This is a genomic window from Acidobacteriota bacterium (assembly GCA_026393675.1).
GTDB lineage: Bacteria > Acidobacteriota > Vicinamibacteria > Vicinamibacterales > JAKQTR01 > JBAXOX01.
On record JAPKZQ010000005.1, the window covers coordinates 29,454 to 55,728 of the forward strand.

Here is a 26,275-nt window from a genome sequence, read left to right on the forward strand (position 1 = left end):
GGCGTAATGTGCGTCTTTCCGTGGCCGATGTCCTGAACGAACCATGATGAAACGCTGAATCGTCGTAATCAGCGGTTCTTCACCGGGCGCGGTCGGCCAGGCGGGCAAGGAGGATCGCGAATTCGGGTTGGGTCTGCAACGACTTGAAGATCGGTTCGATTGGAATGGTCCAGCCCGGAAAACCGGCCGGCGCCTCGGTCAGCAGGCGATCGAGAAGGGCCACCGCATCGGTCGGCCGGCCGCGGACGACAGCGACCATCGCCGTCCACAGAACAGCTTCGAGATGCCGGCCGGTTCGGTCGAGTTCGGCAATCGACGTCTCGGCGCAGCCAAGCGCAGTGTGCGCGTCGGACTTGTGACCGGCGCCCAACCAGCAGGCGGCCACGCCGATGTGCGAACGGGCGTGTGCCGGATAAAGCGCCAACGCCTGCTCGAAGGCCTTCACGCCGGCGGCGAACTGGCGCGTGGCCAGCAACGCGAAGCCCCGCCCATCGTGGGCGTTCATGCGGAATTCTGCACCATAGACCCGAAAACACGAGGCGGCGGCCGTATCGATTTCCAGCTGGAACTCCCTGAGCGCCTGTTCCGCATCGCCCTGGGCAAGCGAGACCAATCCCAGCAGCCAATGCAGCCCGCTCGCCGGGTACCGCCACGTCCGCCCGCCCTGTCGATCCTGCAACTCGATCCCCCGGCGCAGCACGTCGGCGGCAAGCGCGGGCTGCTGGCGCGCGATGTGCACCATCGCGATCTCAAAATAGGCAAACGCCAGGTCGCCGTAAATGGCTATCGCGCGGTGCAACGCGTCGAGGCGCTCGCTGCCCCACGCGGCGTGCCCGAGGCGAAACAGATGACGCCAGTCGTGCGGTTCGAGGGCGACGGCGCGCCGTCCGGCGGCGACAGCTTCGGCGAGGCGCCCCGCGCTCATGAGGAGAAACGCGAGCGTCGCGTGACCTTCGGCGAGCGTGTCGTCCAGATCCACGGTTTGTCGGGCGTAGCCGATGGCCGTCGCCAGTCGTTCCGCATCGGCGCTGTTGCTGGCGCGCGTGGCCTCGTACAACTGGAAATGCGCGTTGGCCAGCCCGGCGTACGCCAGCGCGTAGCGCGGGTCGAGACGCACGGCACGCTCGAATCCCTCGACGGCCTGGGTGGCCTGCGCCGGATCAAGGCTGTCAAGTTTCACGCGCGCCTCGGACGCCGCTCGGAACGCCTCCAGGTTGGATGTCTCCCGTACGCCCACGCGGGTCGTACGGCCGTGCGCGCTCTCAACACCAAGCGCGGCCGAAAACTGGCGCACGATGCGATCCTGCAGATCGAACACCTCTTCCATCCGCCCATCGACCTTGGCATCGGCGAGCGTCGCACCGGACGGCACGTCAACGATGCGCGCCGTCACACGGATGCGTTCACCGGCGCGCTGGTAGCTCCCCACGACAACAAGATGAACACCGAGCGCCCGGGCAACAGCTGTCGTCGATCCGTCGGTCCGCCGGGCAGCCTCGCCGACCCGCACGCGATCCACGACGCGTAGCACGCGAAAACCCGTCAGGTCGTTGGTCACCGTCTCGGCGATGCCGGTCGCCAGCCACGCCAGATCCTGATCGCCGCTGAGGTTGGTGAAATCCAGCACGGCGACCGACCGCACCATCCCCACCTCGGACGTGACCAACGTGCCGACAGCAGATGCGGCCTCGCCCGACTCCGTCGCTGGCAGCGCTTCGACCGGCGCAATGAACCGATACCCGCGCCTCGCAACCGTCTGGATGTACGTCGGTGAGGAGGGATCGTCGCCAAGCGCCTGCCGCAAGTCTGAAATCGCCTGGGTGAGCGCGTTCTCCGTCACCGATACGTCAGGCCAGATGGCATCGAACAGTTCCTCCTTGGTCACGAGCACGGTTGGTCGCGACACGAAATACAGGAGGACGTCCACCAGTTTGGGCGACAGGGGCATCGGTTGCCCGTCGCGCAGCACCCGATAGGCGGACCGCTCGACAACGAATGGGCCGAACCGGAAGCGGGTGGCGGTTGTGGACACGTGGGTCGGATTGTACACTCGCGCGGCGATCTTCCGAACGCGGGCCCGGAAATACCCGCTCGCCCGGGGTGTCCGGATCACCTGGTGAGGAACTCGATACTCTTGATCACGTCGCCTTCGACGATGAGATCGACCACATCCATGCCCCTGACGATCTCGCCGAAGACCGGGTACTGATGATCGAGCCGGGGACTGTCGACTGTGTTGATGTAGAACTGCGCATCGCCCGTATCACGCCCGCGCGTCGACACGCCGATGGTCCCTCGTGTGTTCGAGCGCAGACCGGTCTCGTCGCGCATCAAGGGACCATCGCCGACGACTTCGTTCGCGCCGGGGCTCCCGCCCTGGATGACGAAGTTCGGCACGATGCGATGAAACGTCAGGCCATCTTCGGATCGAAGTCCGACAGGGAGGGTCTCAGTGCCTCGGCATGCGCCAGTTCGGCGACTTCGCGCAGGCGCTCGAGGATGGCCACCCTCGCGTACTCGAGTACTCCAGCATCTGCGTCTTGAAGTCCAGCGGATACGAAACAGAGACATCGACGATCGCGCCGTCGGGTCCCCGCACCGGTTCAAGACGGGGCATCACGAAACCGGTGTAGGAAGGCAGATCCACGCGCTCCACACGGGCGAGAATCTCGTCGCGAAGCGCCGCGTCAAAGTGCACGGCGTACGATTCGACCAGCGCCCGCGCCGCCCGATGATCACCCTGGCTCTTGATGCGCTGCACGTCCGACAGCAGGACGCCAACACCGTTGTGAAAGGCATCGACGTCGATCACGACATAAAACGTTCGGCCGTCGCGCCGCCGCTCCTGAACGGCGGTGGTGTTGGCCATCAGCCACCGCACCACCAGTTGCCGGTTGCGCATGTGGTCTTCTTCGATCTGTGTGCCCTCACGCACGCGCCGCAGCTGCACGAGGGCGTTGCGCGCGTAGGCCTCATACTCGGCACGCACGATGTCGGCCTGGTGCTCCGCCGGGAGCAGCCCAAGTTCCGTCAGGCGTGGATGCGGTAGAAAGTACAAGGCCACCAGATCGGCGCGTGTCTCTTCAATGGTCGAGTAGTACTGCCGCAATGCCTCCTGCGGCGACACCTGGAGGCGATCGTCGCTCACGCCCGATGCATGCCCAATCACTTCGTGCATGTTCGTCGTCAGCTCGGACGCCAGGCTGCCCCAGCGCCGCGCTCGCTCGGCTTCGTCGTCGGTCCACGAGAACTCCGTGTAGTACGCATCGGGCATCGAGCGGTCGTAGGCCTCCATCACGTTGGTGAGCGAGACCGACTTGCTGCCGTATGTGGTTCGAGTCCGCTCGTCGTTCGGCAGGTTGATGCCAATTGGGGTAACAGGGCCGGAATCCCCGGCTTCGACCACCACGTCAATCGCATTGGCCGAGATGCCCGTCACGCCCTGTTTCCGGTAGCGCGGTTCCCAGGGCATGTGATCTTCGAACCACTGGGCGTTGCGCGCAATCGAGCGGATGGCCTCGGTCTTTCCCTTGTTGACGTAGAACACCAGCGACTCCCACGCACCCTTGGTGCCGCGGGCGTCGAGGTAGACCTCGACGAAGCCATTGATGGTGTCGACCGGCGAGTCCTTGTCGCGCACCCAACTGATGTCGTACGCCTCACGGTCGGCGTATTCGCCAGTGCGGTAGAACCGGATGAGGGCGCGCAGCGCCTCGGCCATGAGGTCCGGGGCGAACGGCACGGCATCTTCGAGGTGGGAGACGATGGCTTCGATCGATCGGCTGTAGAGTCCGCCGACGCGATACACCTCCTCGACGATCTGCCCGTCCCGCTTCGAGAGCCTCGAGTTGATCGGATATCGCTCCTGAAATCCTTCGAGATCCGCCAGCGTCACCCCGTCGTACAGGTTGTTCGCGCTCGCCGTGAGGATGTCGCGCCCGCCGCCCGGGTTCTTGCTCGTGACAGTGGCATCCACGTCAGGATCAAAGAAGCATGGGCCAAGCCTCGTCATCAGCCCGTCGAGTGACTCACCCGCCTGCAGCGGAAACACAGCTCCGGCCTCGGCCGCCTTGTACAGCGCCGCCTGAAACGCGCCCGGCGCGCAGCCCAGCACGAATTTGCGCGCGGTGAGGTTGTTGTGCGGTCCACTGTTGAGCCAGAACAGCTTGAGATAGCGCTCGACGGCTGCCAGCGTCCCGGGCTCGACACCCGTCGGGTGCGTGATGAGTTGCTCGAGAATCGCCCGCATCTCGAGGCTGCGCCCGTAACGCTGGTCGTAGTAGATGTCTCGTCCAGCAATGGCCGCGAGATACAAATGATAGACGAGAGTCTTCTCGCGCGGCGTCAACGCCGCGAAACCGTCCGCGTACAGTTGAACGACGGCGGCCTCGCCGACACGCTCGAGCAGGTACGGCCGATCAGGCGCTCCCGCTAGATCGCCACCTGTTCCCGGTACTCCGGCACGTGCGTCGTCCATCCCAACTCCTTCTCGATTCGTGTCCGGAGCGCCTCTTGAGCCGGCGGCTCGCCGTGGACCAGGTAGGTGATCGCCGGCGGGCGGGAGAATCCGCCCAGCCACCTCATGATCTCGTTCTGATCCGCGTGAGCCGACATCGAGTCGATGCGCTCGATCCGCGCGCCGACCGGCACAAACTCGCCGTGAATCTTCACGGTCTTCGCGCCCTCGATCATCTGGCGTCCGCGAGTGCCGGCAGCCTGATATCCGACAAAGAGCACCGTGTGCCGCGGGTTGGGCAGCGCCGCCTTCAGGTAGTGCAGAATGCGCCCACCGGAGGCCATGCCGCTCGACGAAATCACGATGCAGGGCGCCGGCGATGCCTGTATCTGTCGCGACTGCACGATCGACGACACCGCCGTGAACCGCTGCGTCGTGAACGCGGACACCTGGCCCCGTCCTGTTTGCATGTCCGGATCGAGATCGCGGGTGTGGTTGGCGTAGTGTCGAAGCGCTTCGACCGCCATCGGACTGTCCAGGTACACCGGCACGACCGGGATGCGCCGGGCGGCTTCGAGCCGCTTCAGCCAGTAGATCACTTCTTCGACGCGGCCCACCGCGAATGCCGGGATGATGACCTTGCCGCCACCCGCGATGGTGGCCGCGATGATCCCGGCCAGTCGCTCCCCGTTGTCGTCCTGTTCGTGGAGGCGATCGCCGTAGGTGGATTCAATCAGGAGGACATCGGCCGTCTCAACGCGGCTTGGATCCGGCAGCACCGGGCGATCGTAGCGGCCCAGGTCGCCGCCGAAGAGAATCTGCCGGCCTCCGTCTCCGCCGAGCGTCATCCGGACAAACGACGATCCGAGCAGATGCCCCGCGTCGGTGAAGGCAATGGTGACATCGCCGCTGGCCGACACGGAACGGTCGTAGCCAACCGGCTGCAGCAGCGTCAACGCGCGCTGGGCATCTTCCTCGGTGAACAGTGGCAACGCCGGTGCGTGCTTGGTGTAGCCGCCGCGGTTCGCCTCGCGCGCGTCTTCTTCGGCCAGCCGGCCGGCGTCGGGCAGCATGATGCGGCACAAATCCGCCGTGCTCGGTGTGCAGAACACGCGGCCTCGAAAGCCATCCTTCGCCAGGCGAGGCAGGTAGCCCGTATGGTCGATGTGCGCGTGCGTGAGCACGACGGCATCGATCGTTTTCGGATCAACAGGAAGCGCCTGCCAGTTGCGTTCGCGGAGCTCCTTCAGCCCCTGGAACATGCCGCAGTCGACCAGCACGCGGCGTGTGCCAGAGTCGACCAGGTACTTGGATCCCGTCACCGTGCGCGTCGCGCCCAGAAATGTCAGTGTGCTCGTCATGCAAACAGACCCACCTGTCCACCTGTGTGCCAGAACAGTACTGTCTGGTTCGCGGAGAAGACTCCCCGGCGAACGTAGGAAAGAAGGCCAGCCATCGCTTTCGCCGTGTACGTGTGGTCCAGAAAGATCGCTTCGCAGCGCGCGAGCAGACTGACGGCCGCGTGCGTGTCTGCGGTCGGCACGCCGTACCCGTCCCCAACAAACGTGTCGTCCACCTCGACCGGACACGCATTGGCGAGAGCCGCCCCGTCGATCCCGAGCAGATCGCCCATTCCCGTCATCACGGTGCGGACGGTATCCTGGATTGACGCCGCCGGATCGTCGGCGCTGATGCCGACGACGCGTGTCGTCAGTTCGTAGATCGCGCAGCCAGCCACCATGCCGGATTGCGTGCCCCCCGACGAGGTTGAGTGGACGATCACATCAGGCACAACACCTTGTGAGATAAGTTCGCCGATGCCGCGCGCGAAGCCCAGCGCGCCAAGGGGCGTCGACGCGCCCAGCGGGATTTCGTACGGATGACGGCCCTGCCGTCGCAGTTGCTCGGTAATCGCTGTCATCGCAGGCGCGCGCTCCTCCCGCGTGGCCACGTAGTGCACCTCGGCGCCAAGCAGATCGTCGAGAAGCGCATTCGCGGTCAGCCGATCTGGCCGCGCGCCATTGGCGACGAGCACGCACTTCAGGCCCATGCGCGCCGCCGTCGCGGCCACCACACGCGCGGAATTCGACTGGACGCCACCGACGCTTAGCAGCGTGTCGGCACCCTCGGCGATGGCACGTGCGGCGACGAGCGCAATCTTCCGGACCTTGTTCCCCCCGAACCCGAACGGGATGGCATCGTCGCGCTTGATGAGCAGGCGGGGACCGCCGCCAAGCGACTGACGGAGTCGCGACAATTCCTGGACAGGTGATGGCGCGGGCCAGAGATCGAGCGCCGGAATAGCGAGCAGGCGTTCCCGCGCGGATGCGGTCCACAGCATTCGCGTATTGTATCCTCGCCGCAGAGGGGACGACTCCGAGAGTGGTTAGCGGGTAATCGGCCCGCTGCCGCAAATCGCGCCGAAGAACACCCTGGTGCCATTTCTTGAGAGTGCGTTGTCCTGGGATCGCCGGGCTCTAGCCCGGCCTGATGTCCTGACAGCGAGCCCCGCCTGGGATCGCCGGGCTCCAGCCCGGCTCCGGATCTGGCCACGCTGGAGCGTGGCGATCCCAGGCCCGCTCAGAACGTGAACCGCGCACCCACCTGGAACTTGCGTGGCTGTGAGGCGGCGAGCGGCCGGCCGAAAAACGGCGACGTCATCACAAAGCTGTAGGCCGTGTAGTTGGTGCGATTGAGCAGGTTCTGGCCGGACATGTAGAACTCAATCCGGTAGCGCTTGTCGCCAGCGGCACCGCCAAAACCAGGCGCCAACCCGCCGCCGCCCCCGGCATTGATGACGACCTGCCCGCCTCCCGGGCCGCCGGCCTGCTTGGGTGTCCCGAATCCAAACCCGTACGACACGCGACCGCCCAGATCGAAGGTCGCCGCCCCTCGCGCCGCATTGCGCGACACGCCCACGGGGCGGTCGTTGAAGACGCCGTCGCCGTTGTCGTCCCGGCCCGTCGTGATGTTGAAGGGCATTCCCGACTGGCCTCGCAGGTTGATGCCGACGGTGACGTTGGTCATGGGCGAGATGTTGAACGACGCGCCAACCCGGTGGCGGATGTCCCCGCCGCCCGGGCCCCACTCGGATTCCAGGTTGTCGCCGCTTGGGGGAATCGAGAACGCCCCGATCGTGTTGTTGTCGCTCTTGCTCCACGTGTAGTTGAGCATGAGGAACATCCTCTTCTTGTCCATCCGCACGAGGTTGTAGAACATGCTCACGGCCTGCGACCGTGACCCAGCGTCACTCACCAACTCAATCCTGTTTGCGAACGCGGGGTCCGGACGGATGTCTAACACCGGGGCGTTCAGGTTCCGGCCGCGCAGCAGGCCCAATCCCCATCCGCGCGTGTAGCTGACGCTCAAGCGACCGTTTGTCGAGACGGTCCGATCCACGCCCAGGCTGATCCGATTGGCGGCTGGCAGCGTCAGGGAGTCGGACCACAGGTATTGATTGGATGGCGACGTCGTACCACCAGCGCCTGGATCCGGATACGACGGATTGAAGATGTTCGTCTCGCGCTGGCGAAACCCGTCGACCAGCAGCGTCTGTTTGTAGAGATCGCCGGCAAGCCAGTCGTAGAAGTAGCCGTAGCTTCCGCGAATCGTCATCCGGCCGTCCTTGAACGGCGACCACGCCATCGACATCCGTGGCGAGAGATTCCAGTGGTCTGAGACCTGGCTCTGCACGCCGTACCGCACGCCGCCCGACAGCAGCATGCTGCGGGTAATGCGGTAGTCGTCCTGGACGTAGACAGCCGCCCGGTAGGTCGAATAGCTGATGTTCGGATCGCCAATTCGGCGCGAGTAGCTCATCGGGGTGCCCGCCTGATACTGGGCCAGGCTCGCAAAAGTGTACGTGCCGAGGTAGTTTGTCGTGTCGTCTGAACGGTATCGTCCGCCTTCGAGCAGGAGTCCCGTCCGCCACGAGTTCGCCCCCCGCACGTAGTCGAGGTCGCTCGCCAGTTCAAACTCCGTGGCATGCTGCCCGCCTCGCTGCTGGGCGCCTCCGCTGGTGAACGCGTCCTGCACGCGAATGGTCGGCAGCTCCACCGCTGACTGGCTGCTGTTGCTCGTCGTCCTCAACTGGAAACGCGATTCCGTGAACAGGCGGCGGCCCAGCGGGCCGTTTTCCGACATGCGCAGCGTGTTGTTGGCCGAGGAACTGTCGTACGCCCGGTCGAAAAGGTTGAAGCCACCGACGCCCAGGTCGTGCGACGAGTTGGAATCGCGGTCGAAGCTCAGGCGAAGGGCATGATCCCTGGTCACCGCGTGATCAAGACGCGCGCTGAAGTTGTACGAGTCTCGCGGCTGGCGAAGCGTATTGGTGACCGTCGAGCCGTCTGGCAACACGGCCAGCAGGTTGGGCGAGGTGTATTGCGACGTGCTACCTCCATTGATGGAGAACGACGTCTTGTTCGGCGTGATCGTGCCCGACAGGCCGAGACCGTACTGCCGCAACTGTTCTTGCGGCTTGACGGATGTGAAGGGATTCCTCGCGTTGAGGACATCGTCCATCAGGTGCCCATCCACGCTTCCCCTGAGCGGGCCGTTGCCCGGCATCGTCATGATGTCGATGAACATCATGCCGCTCATGCCGCCGTGGTTCTGGGCGGCGAACATGTCGAGGCGCGGCAGACGAATCGAACGAATCTGCGACTTGGGCGGCAGGCGCCCCCCGGTGAACCCGTCAACGCGGATGACGGACCCGGGCGGAGACATCGCCTGGAGCACCTCCGCCATCTCGTCCGGATCGTCCGGCAAGGCGGCGATCTGTTCGCGCGTGAGCACCGTGCTGAAGGCGCTGCCACCAGGGTCCAGGGCCAATGACTGACGGTCGCGGCTCACCGTGATTTCCTGATCCAGTTTCTTGATGCGCAGGGTGATGCGGCGTCGCGTCTCAGTGCCGCGCACGCGGACATCCCGGACATCGATCGGATCAAAGCCGTCGAATTCCGCGTGGACCGTGTAGCGGCCCTCGAGCAGGTCGTCGAAGACCGCGACGCCGACGCCGCTTGTCGACACCGGCGGAACCGCGGCCGACTCAGTGGCGCTCTCGCTACCCGTGACGGTCACCGCGGCCCGGGGAATGACCGCCCCCGACTGGTCCGCCACGGTGATGACGAGGCGCCCTCGCCGCACCGGCGATTGCGCATCGGCGCCACCCGCCAGGAAGCCGGCGGCCACTGACACCACGAAGCACGAAATCAGCATCCGGCGCGGCGTACGTAATGTCATGTCTCTCAGCACCATCTATGCGCCTCACCCTGGCGGAGGACGCGCACTCAGCCGTGGATCCCTGCGCGTCTTACTTGGTGACCGCGAATTTGCTCGCGTCGATCTTCGGATTGAGCTTGATCGTGTCGAACAGCATTTCCTCGGTGGGCTTGCCGTCAATCGATCGCTGAATCTTGAATGGCAGCTTGACGCCGCCCACCGATTTATATTCGCTGTAGTAGACGCGGAATTCGACGGTGCGCCGCTTGGCCTCGGCCTCCTTGCGGCGTTGCTCGAAGTCCTTCTGCATCTTTTCCATGTCCTCTTTCGACATGTTCGGGGCGCCACCCGCGCCGGTCGTGGGCGCCGCCGCGGTGAAGGTGCTACCTCCGCCTACGGCTCCGCCGCCGCCGATCTGCTGTACCACCCGCGTGCCGCCTGCGCCGCCGGGCCCGCTCGTGGTCTGGATGACCAGCGGTTCCTTGTCCATCCAGCTCACCATCAGCGGCATGTGCGTTTGAGCATCGAGGAACAAGGTCACGGCGAATTCGCCCTGCCCCTTCACGTTGATCACGTCCGCCTTGCCGTCAGCCGATTCGGCCTGCCCGCCGTACGTGAACTCAAGCGGGAAGGCGTCAAGCGATGACGCGAACATCCCGAGCGTCAGTCGGGTGAATTCCTTCTTGTTCGACAAGAGCCGCAAACGATCCGCCTCGATACGCTGCTCGGGCGTCATCTTGGCCGGGTCCATCACCGTGCCGCCGGGTCCCGCGATCCGGATCACGATGTTGCCGCCCTGGAGGTTTGGCGGACGGTCGATTTCCTCTATCACCTGGCCGCCGTTGAAGCCGGAGTTCCTGAACACGCTCATGTTGCCCATCGACACCATCACGCTGCGCATGAGGTACTTGTCGGGCAGCTCCATGGCCATCTCGAACTCGGACTCCGTAGTGTTGCCACCGGGACCGGTTCGTAGCGTCCGGCCAACGCCGGTGATGGTCTTGACCGTCGCGATCTTGTCGCCCCCTAACGCCGCGTGCGCGTCGGCCAGTACCTGGTTCACGTCTTTGCCCTGCCCGGCTACCAGCGCTTCAATCGCGATCACCGCCATCGCCGCCGACATGACATTGCGTCTCATGCGTTCCTCCTGAGTGTTTCGACTCGCAGTGACGGTCGCGTGTTCTTGAGCGGTGATCCGATTATGAGGCTCGATCAGCACTCAGTCCTGAGGGAATCAGTTCGTCGCCGAACTCATGAATCGACGGACCGATCAGAATCCGACCGTGCTACCTGTATTGGACGATTCGATGATGGCGCGTGGCCTGCCCGAAGTGGTTAAGCCTGAGCAAAGAATTTGTTAAGGACGTAAAAAGCGCGTCCGTCCCCCGTCAGAGCTGGTCTCACGGCCCAATCCTGCATGGTACACTCGCCGCCATGCGGGTGCGCAACGTGTCGTTCCGCCTCGTGCTTCCGGGCGTGCTCGTCGGGCTGGTGGTGCTGCTCGCGGTGCTGCAGTACCAGTGGCTCGGCAAGGTCTCGGAGGCCGAGCGCGCGCAGATGCTGCGCTCGCTGACCCAGCGCGCCCGCGAGTTCGCAGACGAGTTTGACGCGGAGATGATGCAGGCGTACCGGGCGCACCAGGTGTCGCGCGACGCCGTCCTGACGAATCGGTTCGACGGACTGGTCGAGTCCGTCGCTCGCTGGCAGGGCACGGCGAAGTATCCGCAGGTGGTCAAAGCCGTCTACCTGGCGGAGCGCGCGGGCAATACCTATACGCTGCGCGCCATGAGCCGGGACCATCGGTCCTTCGACACCCCGCCGTTGCCCGCGTGGCCTGCGCATCTCGAGCCCGTCCGCACGCAACTGGGAAGCGTCGTTGCCACCGACGCCAGGACTGCCGGCAAGCCCCAGATCATCTCGATTACCCTGATGCCGGCGTTGCCCGATGTGCCGGCGCTCGTGGTTCCGGCGTCGAACCAGACTATGCCGTCTGGCCCGATCGCGGCCGACTCGGTAAGGCCGCCGGCTGCCAACCCCACAATGTGGATGCACGTGCTCGACGCCTGTCTCATCGTGGATCTCGACGCCGACTACCTGAAGACAGTAGTGCTCCCGGAGTTGGCGGCACGGCATTTTCCCGACCTCGGCGCAAACGGATATCGGCTGGCCGTCGTGTCGTCGAGCGGTGCGCCGCTGTTTGTTCGTGATGTGCCGGATGGGCAGTCGCTCAATCCCGACCGGGCCGATGTCACGCAGTCCTTCTTTTCGGTGCGCCCGGACATGAGTCTCGTTGGTCCGCCCGGTTCCAATACGCTGGTCGTGCGCTCGCTCGTGGCGCCATCGGCCGGCGCCACGACGCGTTCGCTGGGCGCGTCACCTGTCGACAACGGTCGCTTGTCTGTGCTGGTGGAACAACGATCCGCCGGGACGAGGGGAGCGCCAGGTCCGGCGTCGATGTCAGGCACCTTCAAGTTCCTGTTGCCAGCTTGGCGCGTGGTTCTGCAGCATCAGTCTGGTTCGCTCGACGCGGCAGTCTCCCAGGTGCGTCACCGTAATCTCCTGTTGAGTTTCGGCATTCTCGGCGTCCTGACCGCGGGCGTCGTGATCGTCATCGTCAATGCACGAAGAACCGAACAACTGGCTGCCCGGCGGATGGATTTTGTCGCCACCGTGTCTCACGAGTTGCGGACGCCGCTCGCGGTGATCCGGTCGGCGGCGCAGAACCTCTCGGCTGGGGTCGTCTCCGACCCGGCGCACGCCAGGCGCTACGGCGAATTGATCGACGGCGAAGGTCGCCGCCTCACCGACATGGTGGAGCAGGTGATGGCGCTGGCGGGCCTCGAGAGTGGCAGGCCGCTGCAGGGGACGCGACCGGTGGATGTGCCGGCGCTCGTCAGCGACGTCATGATCTCCTGCGCGTCACTGTGCGATGCCGCGGGCATCACCGTTGAGGTCAATGCGGGACGTGACGCTGATATTCCCCCGGTGATGGCCGACGAGGCCGCGCTTCGGCGTGCGCTGCAGAATCTGGTCACCAACGCGGTCAAGCACGGCGCCGACGGCCGCTGGATTGGCGTCACGGTCAGCGCGCCAGTCGTTCGCGGGGGCAGGGAGGTTCAGATCGTGATCGGCGATCGCGGGCGCGGCATTGATGCCGCCGATCTCGCGCACGTGTTCGAGCCGTTCCACCGCGGCCGCCATGCGGCCGAGCAGCAAGTCCACGGCAACGGGCTCGGCCTTCACCTCGTCAAGCTCATCGCCTCGGCGCACGGCGGACGCGTGAGCGTGCAGTCGACGCCTGGCCACGGGGCCACCTTCACGCTGCACCTGCCGGCCGCGCCGTCTGACACCCGTGCGACGACGTAAGGGCGGAAGGCGGGTCCTTGTGGAGCGAACACCATGAAGCGCGTCCTGCTCATCGAAGACGAACCCGGCCTGGTGATGACACTCACCGACAGGCTGTGCAGTGAGGGCTACGACGTGGCCTCGGCCACTGACGGTTCCACCGGGCTCGTCCGGGCGAGCAACGAGCCGTGGGACGTCATCCTGCTCGACGTCATGCTTCCGGGCAAGAGCGGCTTTGATCTGTGCCGCGACCTCCGCCAGAAAGGTGTCGCGACCCCGATCATCATGCTGACCGCCCGCGGACAGATTGTCGACCGAGTGCTCGGCCTGAAACTTGGCGCCGACGACTATCTCACCAAGCCGTTCGACATGATGGAGTTGCTGGCGCGCATTGAGGTGCAGGTGCGCCGCACGGCAGCATCGCCAGCGGGCGTTCATCAGTACCGGTTTGGCGAGATCCTGGTGGACGCGCGGAAAGCGGAGGTCACCAGGGCCGGCGCGCCCGTGGATGTCCCGGCCAGGGAATTCCTGCTGCTCAAGTACTTCATCGAACACCGCGGCGAGACACTCTCGCGCGAGCGACTGCTGAACGATGTGTGGGGATACCATTCGATGCCGTCCACACGTACGGTCGACGTGCACGTGGCCTGGCTCCGTCAGAAGATCGAACCGAACCCCAAACTCCCGCAGTACATCCTCACGATCCACGGCCTCGGCTACAAATTCGCCGGCTAACTCCGGAACACCTCCCGCATCGATTCGAGTGCGCCCCCGAGTTCGGCGCGGCTGCGGGCGAAGCAGAAACGCACGTGGTTCTCGCCGGCGGGACCGAAATCAACGCCCGGCACACAGCCAATCCGGCCGCGTCCGATCAGATGCTCAACCATCGCCCACGAGCGCGACGAGGACGTGGCCGTGGCTGGCGGTTGCCACGCGTCCGCGATGCGGAGAAACGCATAGAACGCGCCGGGCGGAGGCGGGGCAACGAGCGCGCCCTGCGAAACCTCCGCCGCACCCGCGCAAAACAGGTCGCGCCGCCACTGAAGCTCCGCGCGAAACTGGGCGACCACCTCTTGCGATCCTTCAAGCGCGCCGATTCCACCAAACTGCACGACCGACGACACGTTGTTTGTCGTGAGGCCGATGAGCTTACGAACCCGATCCTGCACCGTCGGGTCGTTGGCGACGAGGTAGCCGAGCCGGAGACCGGTGATCGCGTAGGTCTTGCTGAAGGTGAAGACCGACACCGTCCGCTCGTGCATGTCGGGCAGCGATGCAAGGCTCACGTGCGCGTGGCCGTCGAAGACGACGTCCTCGTACGCCTCGTCTGCAATGACCCAGAGGTTGTGTAACGCCGCGATCTCGGCCACTCGCGTAAGGTCGGATCGCGTCAGCATGCCGCCTGTCGGATTGTGTGGCGAGTTGATGTAGAGGCCCCTGGTTTTGGAAGTCACCCGCGACGCCAGCTCGTCGAGGTCGAACCGCCAGCCGAGCGATTCCCGCAGTGGCACGCGGACCGGGACCGCATGCGCGGCCACGAGCGCGCTGAACATCTGCGGCCAGATCGGATCTGGAACCAGCACCTCGTCTCCGGGCTCAACCAGCGCCTGGCACGCCAGATAGAGCGCGTGGACACCGCCGTTGGTCATCATCACTTCGTCTGGACTCGCCACCGGAATCCGGTTTTTCGTGCGCAGCTTCTCCGCCAGCAGTTGCTGCAGCCGAGGCAGACCAGCCGTCTGGAGATAGTGCGTCTGGTTGGCGTCAACGGCGGCTTTGAGTGCCGCCTTGAGCGAATCGGGCGCGTCGAAGCTCACATCGCCCTGGTCCAGCCGGAAGGGCTTGTCGACCGAGTACATCAGGTCTCGGACGCGAATGATGCCGGAGGTGGGAACCGAATCGAGAAACACACCCATGAAGCTCTCCTGGGACAGACAGAAGCAAGAAGCAAGAAGCAAGAAGCAAGAATCTCGTCATTCCGGCGAAAGCCGGAATCCAGCCAGTGTTCCTCTCTGGATGCCGGATACCACCCCAGCGCGGGTGCCGCGCTGGGGGCCCCGGCGTACGCCGGCATGACGCCTCTATTTCAAGTGCCGCCCACCGTCGACGCGGATCACTTCTCCTGTGATGAAATCCGTTTCAATCAGGAACAGCACCGCTTTCGCCACTTCCCCCGCCCCGCCCCATCGGCCGAGCGGCGTGGCTTGCACGACGGCGTTGAGTTCATCGTCATCCATCCCGGGTGGCGCCAGGATCGGTCCGGGTGCGATGGCGTTCACGAGAATCTGATGCTCGGCCAATTCGAGCGCCAGCGCCTCGGTGAGCGCGATCACCCCTCCCTTGGCCACGTAGTACGCCAGGTACCCTTTGTAGCGGGTTCGGCCGCTGGCTGGCAACCAATCGGCGAAGTTCACAATACGGCCACCGCCCACCTTCCGCATGTGCGGCACCGCCGCCGAGGCACAGAGAAACGCCGCCCTCAGGTCGACCGCCAGTCCGCGGTCCCACTGGGCGTCGGTCAACTCGTCGAACGGGGTGGATGTGTAGATCGACGCCATGTTGACCAGCACATTGAGCCGCCCAAGTTGCTTCATCGTCTCGGCCACCAACGCGCGGCAGTCGTCCGCCTTGGCAAGGTCGGCCTTGATGCAGGCGGCCCGCCGGCCAGCATCACGAACGGCCGCAGCCGCCTGCTCGGCTTCTTCGCGCGACTGGTTGTAGCTCAGCGCGACATCCGCGCCGCGCTCGGCGAGTGCCTTCGCCAGCACGGCACCAATCCGCTTTGGGCCCGTGATGAGCACACCCAGACCATTCAGCTGCATCCTCGTATTGTACCGCCGGCACCGCCCTTCGTCGCGGCCGACTCCTGAAGGCGGGCTGGCTTCTCTCGAAGCGGCCCCTCGAACCAAGCCGACAGCGCTAGTCTGCAAAACGTGCCGCTAGGGCCAAGACATGCTGCGCGAATAGCGCGACCGTCAGGTCCGCGAGTCGTCCCGGTAAGGCATGTTTTGCCGGCTTGCGTGAGCGGGGACGCGTAGAGAGAAGCTAACCCGCCGGAGTGAATTACGTTCTACCCTACGAGCTCCACGCCGGTGAATGGGTCGACGGCAGCCGCAAGAGCGCGGTCCCGCGTGACCAGGTCGGCGCCAAGGAACCCGGCAAGCCACAGGTAGCTCGCATCGTACGGTGAAAGACCGGTCGCATTCGACAGGACGACGACATCCATCGGATTTGGGTCCATCAATGTGATGCCGTATCTGGGATCGAGCGCCCGATCAAGCGCCTCCAGAATCTCGCGCGTCTGACTTGGATGCGCTCGACATCTCTTGTGGGCCACGTTGGCCATTTCGTACCGGAGCAATGTGGGTGCGTACAGCTCGACACCCTCGATCCGTGGGCTCCACTCGTCCGCCCCAGGCTCCGCGAACGTGATTGCCGCGAGCACCGATGTGTCGACGACCACGCGTCTCATCGGCTTCGGCTGTCTCGGTCTTCGCGGACGATCTGAGTCGAATCGTCCGCAGTACTTAAGCCGCTCGCGCGGGCGGCCTGCCAGAGTGCCATCGCCCTGAATGGCCGGATCCGCGTGTGCGTCTCGATCATCGCCATCAACTCACCCTGTAGCGACCGATGGTTCCACCTGGCGCGATCTCGCAACGCCTCGGCCAGTTCGTCCGGCACTTCCTTGATCGAGAGATTCACGGGCATCTGTTATGCCTCCATAATGGAGCCATTATAGATTCATTATGGAGATGATGTCAATGTCTCAGGTTTGGGCCACCAGCATGCGTGATGGTCCCCAGGACCCAGTGCCTTGAGTCAACGTTTTGGCTCAACCGGACGAAGTCCCACGCGGTGGCGAGCGCGGATGCCCGGCCGACCGCGTGTGGCATACTTGAAGGCCGTCGGCCGTCGGCCGTCGGCTGTCGGTCGTCGGCGGGAGACTGGAACGCATGCAGACGATGAACGCAGAAAGACGGGCGGCCATCCCGGTCGCCAACCGGGTCGAAGGGTTCACCTACGCGATCCGCAACATCGTGGCCGAGGCCAGGAAGGTCGAGGCCACGGGGCGAACGGTCAAGTACCTGAACATCGGCGATCCCATCCCGTTTGGCTTCAAGACGCCAGCCCACCTGATCGAGGCGGTGATCAAGGCCCTGCGCGATGGCCACAACGGCTATGGCCCATCCCCTGGCATCCAACCGGCACGCGACGCGGTAGCCGCCGACTTTTCGGCTCGCGGCGTCCCGATGACACCCGATCGCGTGGTGCTGACGTCGGGCACATCGGAAGGCATCGAAATCGCGTTGAACGCGCTCGTCAACCCGGGCGACGAAGTGCTCATCCCGATGCCGACCTATCCGCTCTACACGGCCGTGACGGCCAAGATCGCGGCGCGGACGATCTACTACCGGGCCGATCCGAATCGCGGCTGGCTGCCGGACGTCGAGGAAATCAAGTCGCTCATTACCGCACGGACCCGCGCGCTGGTCGTCATCGATCCCAACAATCCCACCGGCGCCATCTATCCCGACGCGATCCGACGCGAACTGCTGGCACTGGCCGATGAGCATGGCTTCGTGCTGCTGGCCGATGAGGTCTACGCGGATCTCTCGTATGGCACACCCGCGCCACCGATGGCCAGCCTCGCGACCGATGCGCCCGTGATTTCGTTTGGCAGCCTGTCGAAGGCCTACCTGGCGCCGGGATGGAGAGCTGGGTGGATGGCAGTGGGCACGAACCCGCGCCTCGAGGGGGTGCTCGCGGGCGTTCGCAAGTTGGCCGACGGACGGCTGTGCGCGACCGTCCCGATGCAGTACGCCATCACGGCCGCGCTCACCGGCGATCGGTCGCATCAGGTGTCGTTCAGGGCCGCGCTTCGCGAACGGGCCGACCTGACGGTCGCTCGCCTCAACGCGATTCCCGGGATGCGGTGCGTCGCGCCAAAAGGCGCGTTCTACGTCATGCCGCAAGTGAGGTTGCCGGCCGGCCGCACCGACGAGGATTACGTGCTGGCGTTGTTGCGGGAAGCCGGCGTGCTTTGCGTGCACGGTTCCGGCTTCGGCACGCCGCCCGACCAGGGATTCTTCCGCGTCGTCTTCCTCGCCTCACCTGCTGAACTGGGCCAGATCTACGACACGATGGCGCAGTTCACCAGGGAGTACCTCGCGCGAGGCTAGATTTGGTCCCTCCGCTCATGCGCCGCGCGCTGTCGATCGAAACGGGCCGGGGCGCGACGTTCTGGTACGCGCTCGCCGCCATCGCGATGACGTGGCCGCTTATCACCGGCCTCGGGCGCGACATCCCGTGGGATCTCGGTGATTCGGTGCTTAACTGCTGGATCCTGCAGTGGGGCACCGACCACGCGATGCGTTTTCTCGGCGGCGATGTCGGCGCCTTCAGGGGCTACTTCAACGCCAACATCTTCTATCCGGAACCGTTGACGCTCGCGTACTCCGAGCACTTGACGGCACAGCTCATCCAGGTGCTTCCCGTCTACGCCGTCACCGGAAACATCATCCTCTGCTACAACCTGCTCTTCCTGTCGACCTTTGTGCTGTCCGGCCTCGGCGCGTACCTGCTGGTGCGCGATCTCACCGGCAGCGCCAGGGCAGGTTTCGTGGCCGGGTTGTTCTATGCCTTCGCGCCATACCGCATCGGCCAGTTCTCGCACGTGCAGGTGCTCTCGTCACAGTGGATGCCGTTTGCGCTCTACCTCTTTCGCCGGTACTTCGAGACGCGGCGCCTTCGCGCGCTTGCCGGGGCCGTGGTGGTGCTGGTCGCGCAGAACTGGTCGTGCGGTTACTTCCTGCTCTACTTTTCGCCGTTTGCTGCCGCATACGTGCTTTACGAACTGGTCGAACGGGGTGCGTGGCGCCAGTTCAGGATCTGGGTTGAACTGGCGGGCGCAGCCGCGCTTGTGGTCGCCCTGAGCGTGCCACTCCTGCTTCCGTACCTCGCACTGCGCGCCCACGGTTTTGGCCCGAGGCCGTTTGATGAGGTGATGCGGTACTCGGCCGACGTGTACAGCTACCTCACGGCGCACGGGGCGCAGCGTGTGTGGGGCGCGATCGCCCGCGCGTTCCCAAAGGCCGAGGGTGATCTGTTTCCGTCACTCACGCCGGTGCTGCTCGCGCTGGTCGGCCTGGTCGCCCACGCCGGGCGCGTCTGGAGAGCCTCGTGCATTGAGCTGCGCCAGCAGCACGACGCGTCCTGGGCTCGCTGGCGGAGGCCGATCGTCCTGGCCGCCTTCGTGGTGCTGGTCTCCCAACTGGCTGCGGCGCTCATCATCGTCGCCAACGGCGGCTTCGACTGGCAGGTGGCTGGCACAGTCTTTCGCGTACACAATCTGGCGCGCTCGCTGCGGCTAGCCGCGATGGCCGGCGCCGTGCTGCTCATTTTGTCGCCCCGCGCAAGGAACTTCGCGCGCGGCATTCCCCGATCGGCTGTCGTGTTCAGCCTGGTGGCGCTGATAGTCGCATTCCTGCTGTCGCTCGGCCCGATCATCTTCTCGAAGGGTGTGCGAATTGCCGGCGACGGCCCCTACTGGTGGCTCTACCTGAACGTGCCTGGGTACGACGGACTGCGGGTGCCAGCGCGCCTGGCGATGATTGTCGCGTTGTTTCTCGCTGTGCTTGGCGGATACGGCTGCGCGGCGGTCGAAGCCATGCTCGAACGGGCTTCGCAGCGGCGAACACCCCTGTCTGCACCGCGTCGCGCCTGGTGGCCTGGCGTCGCCGTCCTCGCCATTGGCGTGGTCTTCCTGGCCGAGGCGACCTCGGCGCCTATCGAACTGAACGGAACCTGGAAGACCAGTGGCCTTGAACTCCCGCCGGCGCACCTGCTCACCGGCGACGCGCTGCCGAACGTCTATCGCGCCATCCGGTCGCTGCCCGCCAACGCAGCGCTCGTCGAATTTCCGTTTGGTGACGAACAGCACGACATGCGCTACATGGTCGCGTCGGCGGAGCATTGGCGGCCACTCGTGAACGGGTACAGCGGCGGGGCCCCAGTATCCTACTCTCTCAACAAGTCGGCTCTCTCGACGGTGCTTGCGCAGCCGGATCGCGCCTGGAAGGTCCTGTCGACTACGGGCGCCACCCACGCCATCGTTCACGAGAAGATCTACATGAATGGCATTGGACCGAGGGTGTCTGAGTGGCTTCTGTCTCACGGAGCAAGGCAGATCGGATGGTTTGGACCGGACCGCCTCTTCGAACTTCCTCACTCATAGTTGCCTGGTTTTGCGCATCCCTTCACAAGTTGTAGAGCCCCGGTTGGTCCGATCGGTCGAAACGCCCACAAAACGGCCCGGATTGGAACACTTCCCACTCTGACGCGAGTGTGATCGCATTTTGCAGTATCGACGGCTGCGCCCATCTGTCGGAGCGCGGTCTTCCCGAGGAGGATGTCGTGCGTTGGTTGCGGCTAACACTAGGTCTCACGCGATCGTCGTTTGGTGACGCCGTCATCCTGCTCTTCCTGTTTGCACAGGCAGCCGACGGGATGTGTACCTATGTCGGCGTCTCGACGTTGGGCGCGCATCTCGAAGCCAACCCGTTGCTGCTCGTGCTCATCACAACATTCGGTCCCGGCACCGCGGTCATCAGCGCCAAGGTGTTCGCTGCCATCCTCGGCATGTCTCTGCACCGCCTGGGCGTGCATGGCATTCTCGCGGGGTTGACCGGCATCTACCTGCTTGCCGCCCTGCTGCCCTGGGTCAGCATCTTCCTGATGTATTGATCTGATGACAAGCGGTTTCAGAACCCGTTCTCGCGGCCTTGGCACGCCGTAGCCGCAGGCGAAGGCGGCGAGATCTTGCGGCCAGGCCTCTCTCTCCACGTCCCCGACTCCCTCAGTCTGCCCCCGGGATCGCCACGCTCCAGCGTGGCCGGGCTGGAGCCCGGCGTTCCCAGGAAATTGCCCGCCCCAAGGCACTCCCTAATCCCGTCTAGTAATTTCGGTTGTAGAGCGCCAGGATCTCGTCCGGTCCCACCTTCTCCTCCAGCGTCGTCGCCCACGCCCCGAGCCATCTCGAGTTGGGCCGCAGTTTCGCCACGCGATGGATGTTCAGCAGGTGATCCACCGAGATATTGTCGGTGGTCATGTTGCCGGCACCGGCTCCACATCCAAGCGACAGTGACGGTCGAAGGCTGTTGAAGATGCCACCGATTGCGCCTTGCGTAGACGGCGTGTTGACGAGAATCCGGGCCGCGTCCATCTTGGCGAAGTCGTCGATCACGGACTGGTCATTCGCGTAGACGCCAACCGTGTGGCCGATCCCGCCCCGGTGGTTCACGGCCCGGCACACCGCGAGCGCCTCCTCGTACGAATCGCACCGGTAGTACGAGAGCACCGGCATCAGGATCTCGTGGGACAACGGATGCTCGGGGCCGACGCCGTCTGGCTCGGCAATCAGCAGTCGCGTCCCCTTCGGCACCGCAAATCCGGCTCGTTCCGCGAGTGTCGCCGCAGGCTGCCCAACCGCTTCGGACCGCATCCGCATGTTGTCCATGTCGAAACACACCGATCCGAGCGCGACTGCCTGATCGCGCGTGCAGAGATAGGCGCCGCGTTGCTCGAGCAGCGGCTGCAGCCGCTCCGCCACGTCGCGTTCGACCACCAGCGCCTGCTCGCTTGCGCAGACCGTGCCGTTGTCGAACGTCTTCGAGTGCACGATCGATCGCGCCGCCAGCGGGAGATCCGCGGTGGCGTGCACATAGACCGGAACATTGCCAGGGCCAACGCCAAGCGTCGGTGTCCCCGAACGCTGCGCCAGGTCCACGATTGAACTGGTGCCCGTCGCCAGAATCATCGCCAGCGCGGGATGCTTCATCACGTGATCGAGATGATCTGTCTGACCGCGCGTCATCACCTGGATCGCATGCGCCGGGGCTCCAGCCGTTTCGGCAGCCTTGGCCAGAATGCGAACGGTCTCCTTCACGCACTTCCTCGCGCCCCGGTGAGCACTGAAGATGACGGGGTTTCGCGTCTTCATGCAGATGAGCGTCTTGAAGATCGCCGTTGATGTGGGATTGGTGATCGGGACGGTCGCGAGAATCGGCCCCTTCGGCTGCGCAATCTGGATGATGCCCCGCACCGGATCGGCGTGGATCTCGCCGACGGTCTTCGCGTCGCGGATGTCGTCGTACACAAGCAGGCTCGCCCATGCGTTCTTGACGACCTTGTGCTCGTAGAGACCCATGCCCGTCTCGGCGCACGCCAGCCGCGCCAGGTGCATGCGGGCGGTGTAGGCCGCTTCGTAGACTGCCCGGACGATGCGATCAACTCGAGCCTGATCGTACTCCTTGAACAGCCGCGCCGCTTCGCGCGCCCGGCCGACCAGTTCATCGGCGTAGTGGGAGGCCGAATCAGTTGTGCCCATGGTGCAGGATTATTGCACCATCGCCTTGGCTAGCTGCCGAACTTTTCGATGATGCCCTTCTTGTCGAGCCCGAGAATCCCGTGTTTCGCGCCCACTTTCTTGAACGACTCCAGCGCACAGGCCAGCATGGGGATGTCATGGTCCGCCGACAGTTGCGTGCGAATGCGCGCCTGGCCGGCCGGCACCACCGGGAAGAAGAACCCGACGACGTAGATGCCCTCGTAGTAGAGGTCTCGTGCGACATCCTGCGCAAGCTTCGCGTTGAACAGCATCACCGGCACGATCGGGCTGTCACCATCCTTGATGACGAAGCCGGCTTCTTTCAGGCCCTTTCGCCAGAAGATCGCGTTCTGTTCGAGCGTGTCGCGGCGTTCGGTGCTCGCGCTGAGGAGCTCGAGCACCTTGATGGTTGAGGCCGCAATCGGTGGCGGCACGGCGTTGCTGAACAGGTACGGCCTCGCGCGCTGGCGACACAGTTCGACGATTTCCTTGCGCCCCGACACGCAGCCGCCGCTCGCCCCGCCCAGCGCCTTGCCGAGCGTGGTCGTCAGGATGTCGATCTTGCCCATCACGCCGAAGTGCTCGTGCACGCCGCGCCCGGTCTTGCCGATGAAGCCGCTGGCGTGGCTATCGTCGAGAAAAACCAGCGCGTGGTACTGCTCGGCCAACCGGCAGATCTGATCCATTGGCGCGAGATCGCCGTCCATGCTGAAGACGCCATCGGTGATGATGACCCGCACACGCTTGTCCTGGTGCTCCTGCAGTTTCTGCTCCAGGTGCGCCATGTCGCAGTGCTTGTAAGTGTCGTGCATCGCCTTGCAGAGGCGGATGCCATCGACGATGCTCGCGTGGACCAGGCGATCCGAGATCATCACGTCTTCGGGGCCGAGAATGGCCTCGAACACGCCGGCGTTGGCATCAAGACAACTGGCGAACAGGATCGTGTCCTCAGTGCCGAGGAATTCCGTCAGCTTGCTCTCCAGGATCCGGTGCACGTCCTGCGTGCCGCAGATGAAGCGGACGCTCGACATGCCGTAGCCGCGCTCGTCGAGCGCCCGGTGCGCCGCGGCGACCACATCCGGGTGGCTCGACAGCCCGAGATAGTTGTTCGCACAGAGATTGATGACCTCGCGCAGCTCTGCGCCGCGTGGAAACTCGACGCTGATGTGCGCGGACTGCGGAGAATGGATCGCGCGTTCTTCCTTGAACAGGCCCTTCTCGCGAATCCCCGCCAGTTCATTCTGGAAGGCATCCTTGACTGCCGCCGGGTACGCCATGTCAGGCTCCCTTCTTCGCCAGGTGCCTGTTCACCAGCGCGATGATGCTCGTGACCGTATCGAACGCCTCCGGCGACGCCTCGGCATCCGGGATGCTGATGATGAACTTCTTTTCGAGAAACCGCTTCAGGCTCACCATGCTGAAGCTGTCGACGATGCCGCCGGAGATCAGGGGCGTGTTCTCGTTGAGATCGACGTCGTCGGCCTCGTCTTCGTCGAGGTATTCATTCCTGATGTAGTCCAGAATCATCTCTTTCACGGTTGGCTCCCTTGATACGAGAGGCGCGGGGCGCGAGGCGTGAGGCGTGAGGGAAGAACTCTGTCCGACCCCTAGCGCCTATCGCCACTCGCCTAACGCCTGGTCCCTGCACTAGTCATCATCCATCGTGCTGATGTCGCCGATCGGTTGTCCGAGTTCCTTGGCCTTCAGCACGCGCCGCAGGATCTTGCCGCTGCGCGTCTTGGGCACCTTCTCCACAAACTCTATCTCTTGCGGCATCGCCAGCGGCGACAACTTCTTCCGCACGTAGTTCATGATGTCGAGTTCGAGATCCGCGTTGGCCGTGAATCCCGGCCGCAGCGCCACGAACGCCTTGACCACCTCCATGTTGACCGGGTCGGGTTTGCCGATGGCCGCCGACTCGGCGACCGCCGGATGCTCCAGCAGCGCGCTCTCGATTTCGAACGGTCCCACCAGGTGGCCGCCAGTGTTGATCACATCATCATCGCGGCCGCAAAACCAGAAGTAGCCGTCCTTGTCGAGGCTGGCCTGATCGCCGCAGATGTACCAGCCGTTTAGAAACTTGCTGTAGTACGTGGCCGTGTTGTTCCAGTACGTGCGCATCAGGCTCGGCCAGGGTGGCCGGATGGCAATCAGGCCGACGCGGCCGGGCTCGGTGATCGGTTCGCCCGTCTTGGGCTCGACCACCGCCGCCGTCAGCGCCGGGAACGGCCGGCCCATGCTCCCCGGCTTCACCGGCATGCCGGGCAGGTTGGTCACCACGATAGAGCCGGTTTCGGTCTGCCAGAACGTGTCGTGGAACCACAGCCCGAACGCCTCGTGGCCCCAGCGCACGGCCTCCGGGTTCAGCGGTTCGCCCACGCTGCACATGTGGCGGAGGCTGGTGAGGTTGCGGCGGCGGACCGGCTCGAATCCGTCCCTCATCAGCATGCGGATGGCGGTCGGCGCGGTGTACCACACGGTGATGTGGTGGCGTTCAATGGTGGCGTACCAGCGGTCGCTCGAGAACCCCGCGTCGAGCACGACCTGTGTGGCGCCCATCACCCATGGTCCGATGATGCCGTAGCTGGTACCCGTCACCCAGCCAGGGTCGGCGGTGCACCAGTAGATGTCGTCGTCTCTGACATCGAGCACGACCTTCGTTGTCAGATACTGCGCGAAGACGCTGCCATGCACGTGCATCGCACCCTTGGGCGCGCCCGTGGTGCCGCTCGTATAGTGCAGCACGCTTGGCGTCTCGGCGTACGTGGGCGCGATCGCGAACTCGTCGGCCCGATGGTCCATCATCCGGTAGTCGATCTCGCCGTCCCTGAGCTTGCGTCCGTCTTCGTCGTGATCGATGACGATGATGGCCTTCAAGTCGGGCAGGCGGTCCTTGGCTTTGCGGACTTTGCCGACGTGACGCTTCTGCGTGATGATCGCGGTGGCCTTGCTATCGAGCATCCGGGCGACGAGCGCGTCTTCGCCAAACGCGGAGAAGAGCGGCTCGACGACGGCACCCGTCTTGAGGACACCGAGAAACCCGATGTAGAGCTCGGGAATCTTGTCGAGAAACAGGCAGACGCGGTCGAGTTGACGAATCGACACGGTACCGCGCAGGAACTGGGCCCACCCGTTGCTCAACTGCTGCAGGTCACGGAACGTGAAGCGCCGGAGCGTTCCGTCGTGACCCTCGTGAATCAACGCCAGTTTTTCGCCGCGGCCGGCTTCGACATGACGATCGACGCACAGGTACCCGATGTTCACCTTGCCGCCCTCGGCGTAGCCGAGTTCTTTGCGGGCGACATCCCACGTCGTCTCGCGACGTAATTGCTCGTAATCAACGGCCATCAGAATTTCTCCTTGGCACGCCAAAGCCCTTCGACAAGCTCAGGGCGAAGGCGGCCGTGTGCAGGCGTAGGGCGTCGGCCGACGCCCGCTGACCACCACCAACGCCACCACCTGCGCTCGCGTACTGGCCAGCGACAAATGTATCTCATCAACACCAAGTCTGTGCGCCACCTCTGCTGTCTCGCCGCCGAGCGTGATTGTGTATCTGCCTTCCTCGCGGCCGACCTCGAGGTCGTGCCACGACATGGATCCCACTTTGCCCGTACCAAGGGCCTTGAAGCAGGCTTCCTTCGCAGCAAACCCTGCGGCATATCCCATCACGGGTCGCCGAAGCGCCTGGCTGTGGGCCATCTCGGATGGCGTCAACACGTCGTCGAAGCTGTCGCCGTCGCGTCGCACACGCTCGCGCTCGAATCGGGCGACCTCAACGAGGTCGATGCCACAGCCGAGAATCATGGGAATTCCGTCGCGTCTCGCAGTCGTTCGGGGGGACTGACCGGTCGGGGGAAACACGGAGGAAG

General features: G+C 64.6%; 21 protein-coding genes. 5 read left to right on the plus strand and 16 right to left on the minus strand.

Going from position 1 to position 26,275, the window contains the following annotated elements; all coding sequences use genetic code 11:
* Window positions 1-79: 79 nt before the first annotated feature.
* The 7 genes from NT151_02475 to NT151_02505 all read right to left on the minus strand — a co-directional run bounded on the left by NT151_02475 (window position 80) and on the right by NT151_02505 (window position 10,814).
* Window positions 80-2,113, minus strand: coding sequence for a winged helix-turn-helix domain-containing protein (locus tag NT151_02475; protein MCX6537792.1), 2,034 nt, complete (start codon window positions 2,111-2,113; stop codon window positions 80-82).
* Complete coding sequence (locus NT151_02480) at window positions 2,110-2,565, minus strand: peptidylprolyl isomerase (GenBank protein MCX6537793.1); 456 nt, start codon at window positions 2,563-2,565, stop codon at window positions 2,110-2,112. Before NT151_02480 ends, NT151_02475 begins: the two co-directional genes overlap by 4 nt.
* Entirely contained in the window at window positions 2,450-4,477 is a 2,028-nt protein-coding gene (locus NT151_02485) for a peptidase M49 (GenBank protein ID MCX6537794.1), read from the minus strand. The genes NT151_02480 and NT151_02485 overlap by 116 nt, the downstream gene beginning before the upstream one ends.
* The gene (locus NT151_02490) at window positions 4,432-5,817 is read right to left on the minus strand and encodes an MBL fold metallo-hydrolase (GenBank protein ID MCX6537795.1); all 1,386 of its coding nucleotides are present in this window, start codon (window positions 5,815-5,817) and stop codon (window positions 4,432-4,434) included. Before NT151_02490 ends, NT151_02485 begins: the two co-directional genes overlap by 46 nt.
* Window positions 5,814-6,797 (minus strand): pyridoxal-phosphate dependent enzyme, encoded by a 984-nt coding sequence (locus NT151_02495; GenBank protein ID MCX6537796.1) that lies wholly within the window; start codon window positions 6,795-6,797, stop codon window positions 5,814-5,816. Before NT151_02495 ends, NT151_02490 begins: the two co-directional genes overlap by 4 nt.
* A gap of 239 nt (window positions 6,798-7,036) precedes the next feature.
* Complete coding sequence (locus NT151_02500) at window positions 7,037-9,697, minus strand: carboxypeptidase regulatory-like domain-containing protein (GenBank protein MCX6537797.1); 2,661 nt, start codon at window positions 9,695-9,697, stop codon at window positions 7,037-7,039.
* A gap of 70 nt (window positions 9,698-9,767) precedes the next feature.
* The gene (locus NT151_02505; GenBank protein ID MCX6537798.1) at window positions 9,768-10,814 is read right to left on the minus strand and encodes a hypothetical protein; all 1,047 of its coding nucleotides are present in this window, start codon (window positions 10,812-10,814) and stop codon (window positions 9,768-9,770) included.
* A 296-nt stretch (window positions 10,815-11,110) separates the two neighbouring features.
* Between NT151_02505 and NT151_02510 the strand changes: the two genes are divergently transcribed.
* Both NT151_02510 and NT151_02515 read left to right on the plus strand, forming a co-directional pair.
* On the plus strand, window positions 11,111-13,042 hold the full coding sequence (locus tag NT151_02510) for a HAMP domain-containing sensor histidine kinase (protein ID MCX6537799.1): 1,932 nt from the start codon (window positions 11,111-11,113) through the stop codon (window positions 13,040-13,042).
* Window positions 13,043-13,075: 33 nt separating this feature from the next.
* Window positions 13,076-13,756 carry a response regulator transcription factor gene (locus NT151_02515; protein MCX6537800.1) on the plus strand — a complete coding sequence of 227 codons (681 nt, stop codon included), beginning with the start codon at window positions 13,076-13,078 and terminating at the stop codon, window positions 13,754-13,756.
* On the opposite strand, the gene NT151_02520 is transcribed toward NT151_02515, so the two are convergent.
* The 4 genes from NT151_02520 to NT151_02535 form a co-directional block, all read right to left on the minus strand.
* A complete protein-coding gene (locus NT151_02520; protein MCX6537801.1) occupies window positions 13,753-14,937 on the minus strand; it encodes a pyridoxal phosphate-dependent aminotransferase in 1,185 nt (394 codons plus the stop codon). The genes NT151_02515 and NT151_02520 overlap by 4 nt on opposite strands.
* 165 nt (window positions 14,938-15,102) lie before the next feature.
* The gene (locus NT151_02525; GenBank protein MCX6537802.1) at window positions 15,103-15,843 is read right to left on the minus strand and encodes an SDR family NAD(P)-dependent oxidoreductase; all 741 of its coding nucleotides are present in this window, start codon (window positions 15,841-15,843) and stop codon (window positions 15,103-15,105) included.
* Window positions 15,844-16,091: 248 nt separating this feature from the next.
* Window positions 16,092-16,493, minus strand: a complete 402-nt coding sequence (locus NT151_02530; protein ID MCX6537803.1) for a type II toxin-antitoxin system VapC family toxin — start codon at window positions 16,491-16,493, stop codon at window positions 16,092-16,094.
* Complete coding sequence (locus NT151_02535; protein ID MCX6537804.1) at window positions 16,490-16,729, minus strand: Arc family DNA-binding protein; 240 nt, start codon at window positions 16,727-16,729, stop codon at window positions 16,490-16,492. The genes NT151_02530 and NT151_02535 overlap by 4 nt, the downstream gene beginning before the upstream one ends.
* A gap of 245 nt (window positions 16,730-16,974) precedes the next feature.
* On the opposite strand from NT151_02535, the gene NT151_02540 reads away from it, so the two are divergent.
* From NT151_02540 to NT151_02550, 3 genes are all read left to right on the plus strand, one after another.
* Window positions 16,975-18,201 carry an aminotransferase class I/II-fold pyridoxal phosphate-dependent enzyme gene (locus NT151_02540; protein ID MCX6537805.1) on the plus strand — a complete coding sequence of 409 codons (1,227 nt, stop codon included), beginning with the start codon at window positions 16,975-16,977 and terminating at the stop codon, window positions 18,199-18,201.
* 17 nt (window positions 18,202-18,218) lie between these two features.
* Entirely contained in the window at window positions 18,219-20,255 is a 2,037-nt protein-coding gene (locus NT151_02545; GenBank protein ID MCX6537806.1) for a hypothetical protein, read from the plus strand.
* Between the two features lie 188 nt (window positions 20,256-20,443).
* A complete protein-coding gene (locus NT151_02550; GenBank protein ID MCX6537807.1) occupies window positions 20,444-20,764 on the plus strand; it encodes a hypothetical protein in 321 nt (106 codons plus the stop codon).
* A 208-nt stretch (window positions 20,765-20,972) separates the two neighbouring features.
* On the opposite strand, the gene NT151_02555 is transcribed toward NT151_02550, so the two are convergent.
* The 5 genes from NT151_02555 to acpS form a co-directional block, all read right to left on the minus strand.
* Window positions 20,973-22,406: an aldehyde dehydrogenase family protein gene (locus NT151_02555; protein ID MCX6537808.1), complete on the minus strand. Its 1,434-nt coding sequence runs from the start codon at window positions 22,404-22,406 to the stop codon at window positions 20,973-20,975.
* A gap of 29 nt (window positions 22,407-22,435) precedes the next feature.
* Complete coding sequence (gene kbl / locus NT151_02560) at window positions 22,436-23,683, minus strand: glycine C-acetyltransferase (GenBank protein MCX6537809.1); 1,248 nt, start codon at window positions 23,681-23,683, stop codon at window positions 22,436-22,438.
* Between the two features lies 1 nt (window position 23,684).
* A complete protein-coding gene (locus tag NT151_02565; protein MCX6537810.1) occupies window positions 23,685-23,942 on the minus strand; it encodes an acyl carrier protein in 258 nt (85 codons plus the stop codon).
* A 111-nt stretch (window positions 23,943-24,053) separates the two neighbouring features.
* A complete protein-coding gene (acsA, locus tag NT151_02570) occupies window positions 24,054-25,754 on the minus strand; it encodes an acetate--CoA ligase (GenBank protein MCX6537811.1) in 1,701 nt (566 codons plus the stop codon).
* 39 nt (window positions 25,755-25,793) lie between these two features.
* Complete coding sequence (gene acpS, locus NT151_02575) at window positions 25,794-26,210, minus strand: holo-ACP synthase (protein ID MCX6537812.1); 417 nt, start codon at window positions 26,208-26,210, stop codon at window positions 25,794-25,796.
* Window positions 26,211-26,275: the final 65 nt, after the last annotated feature.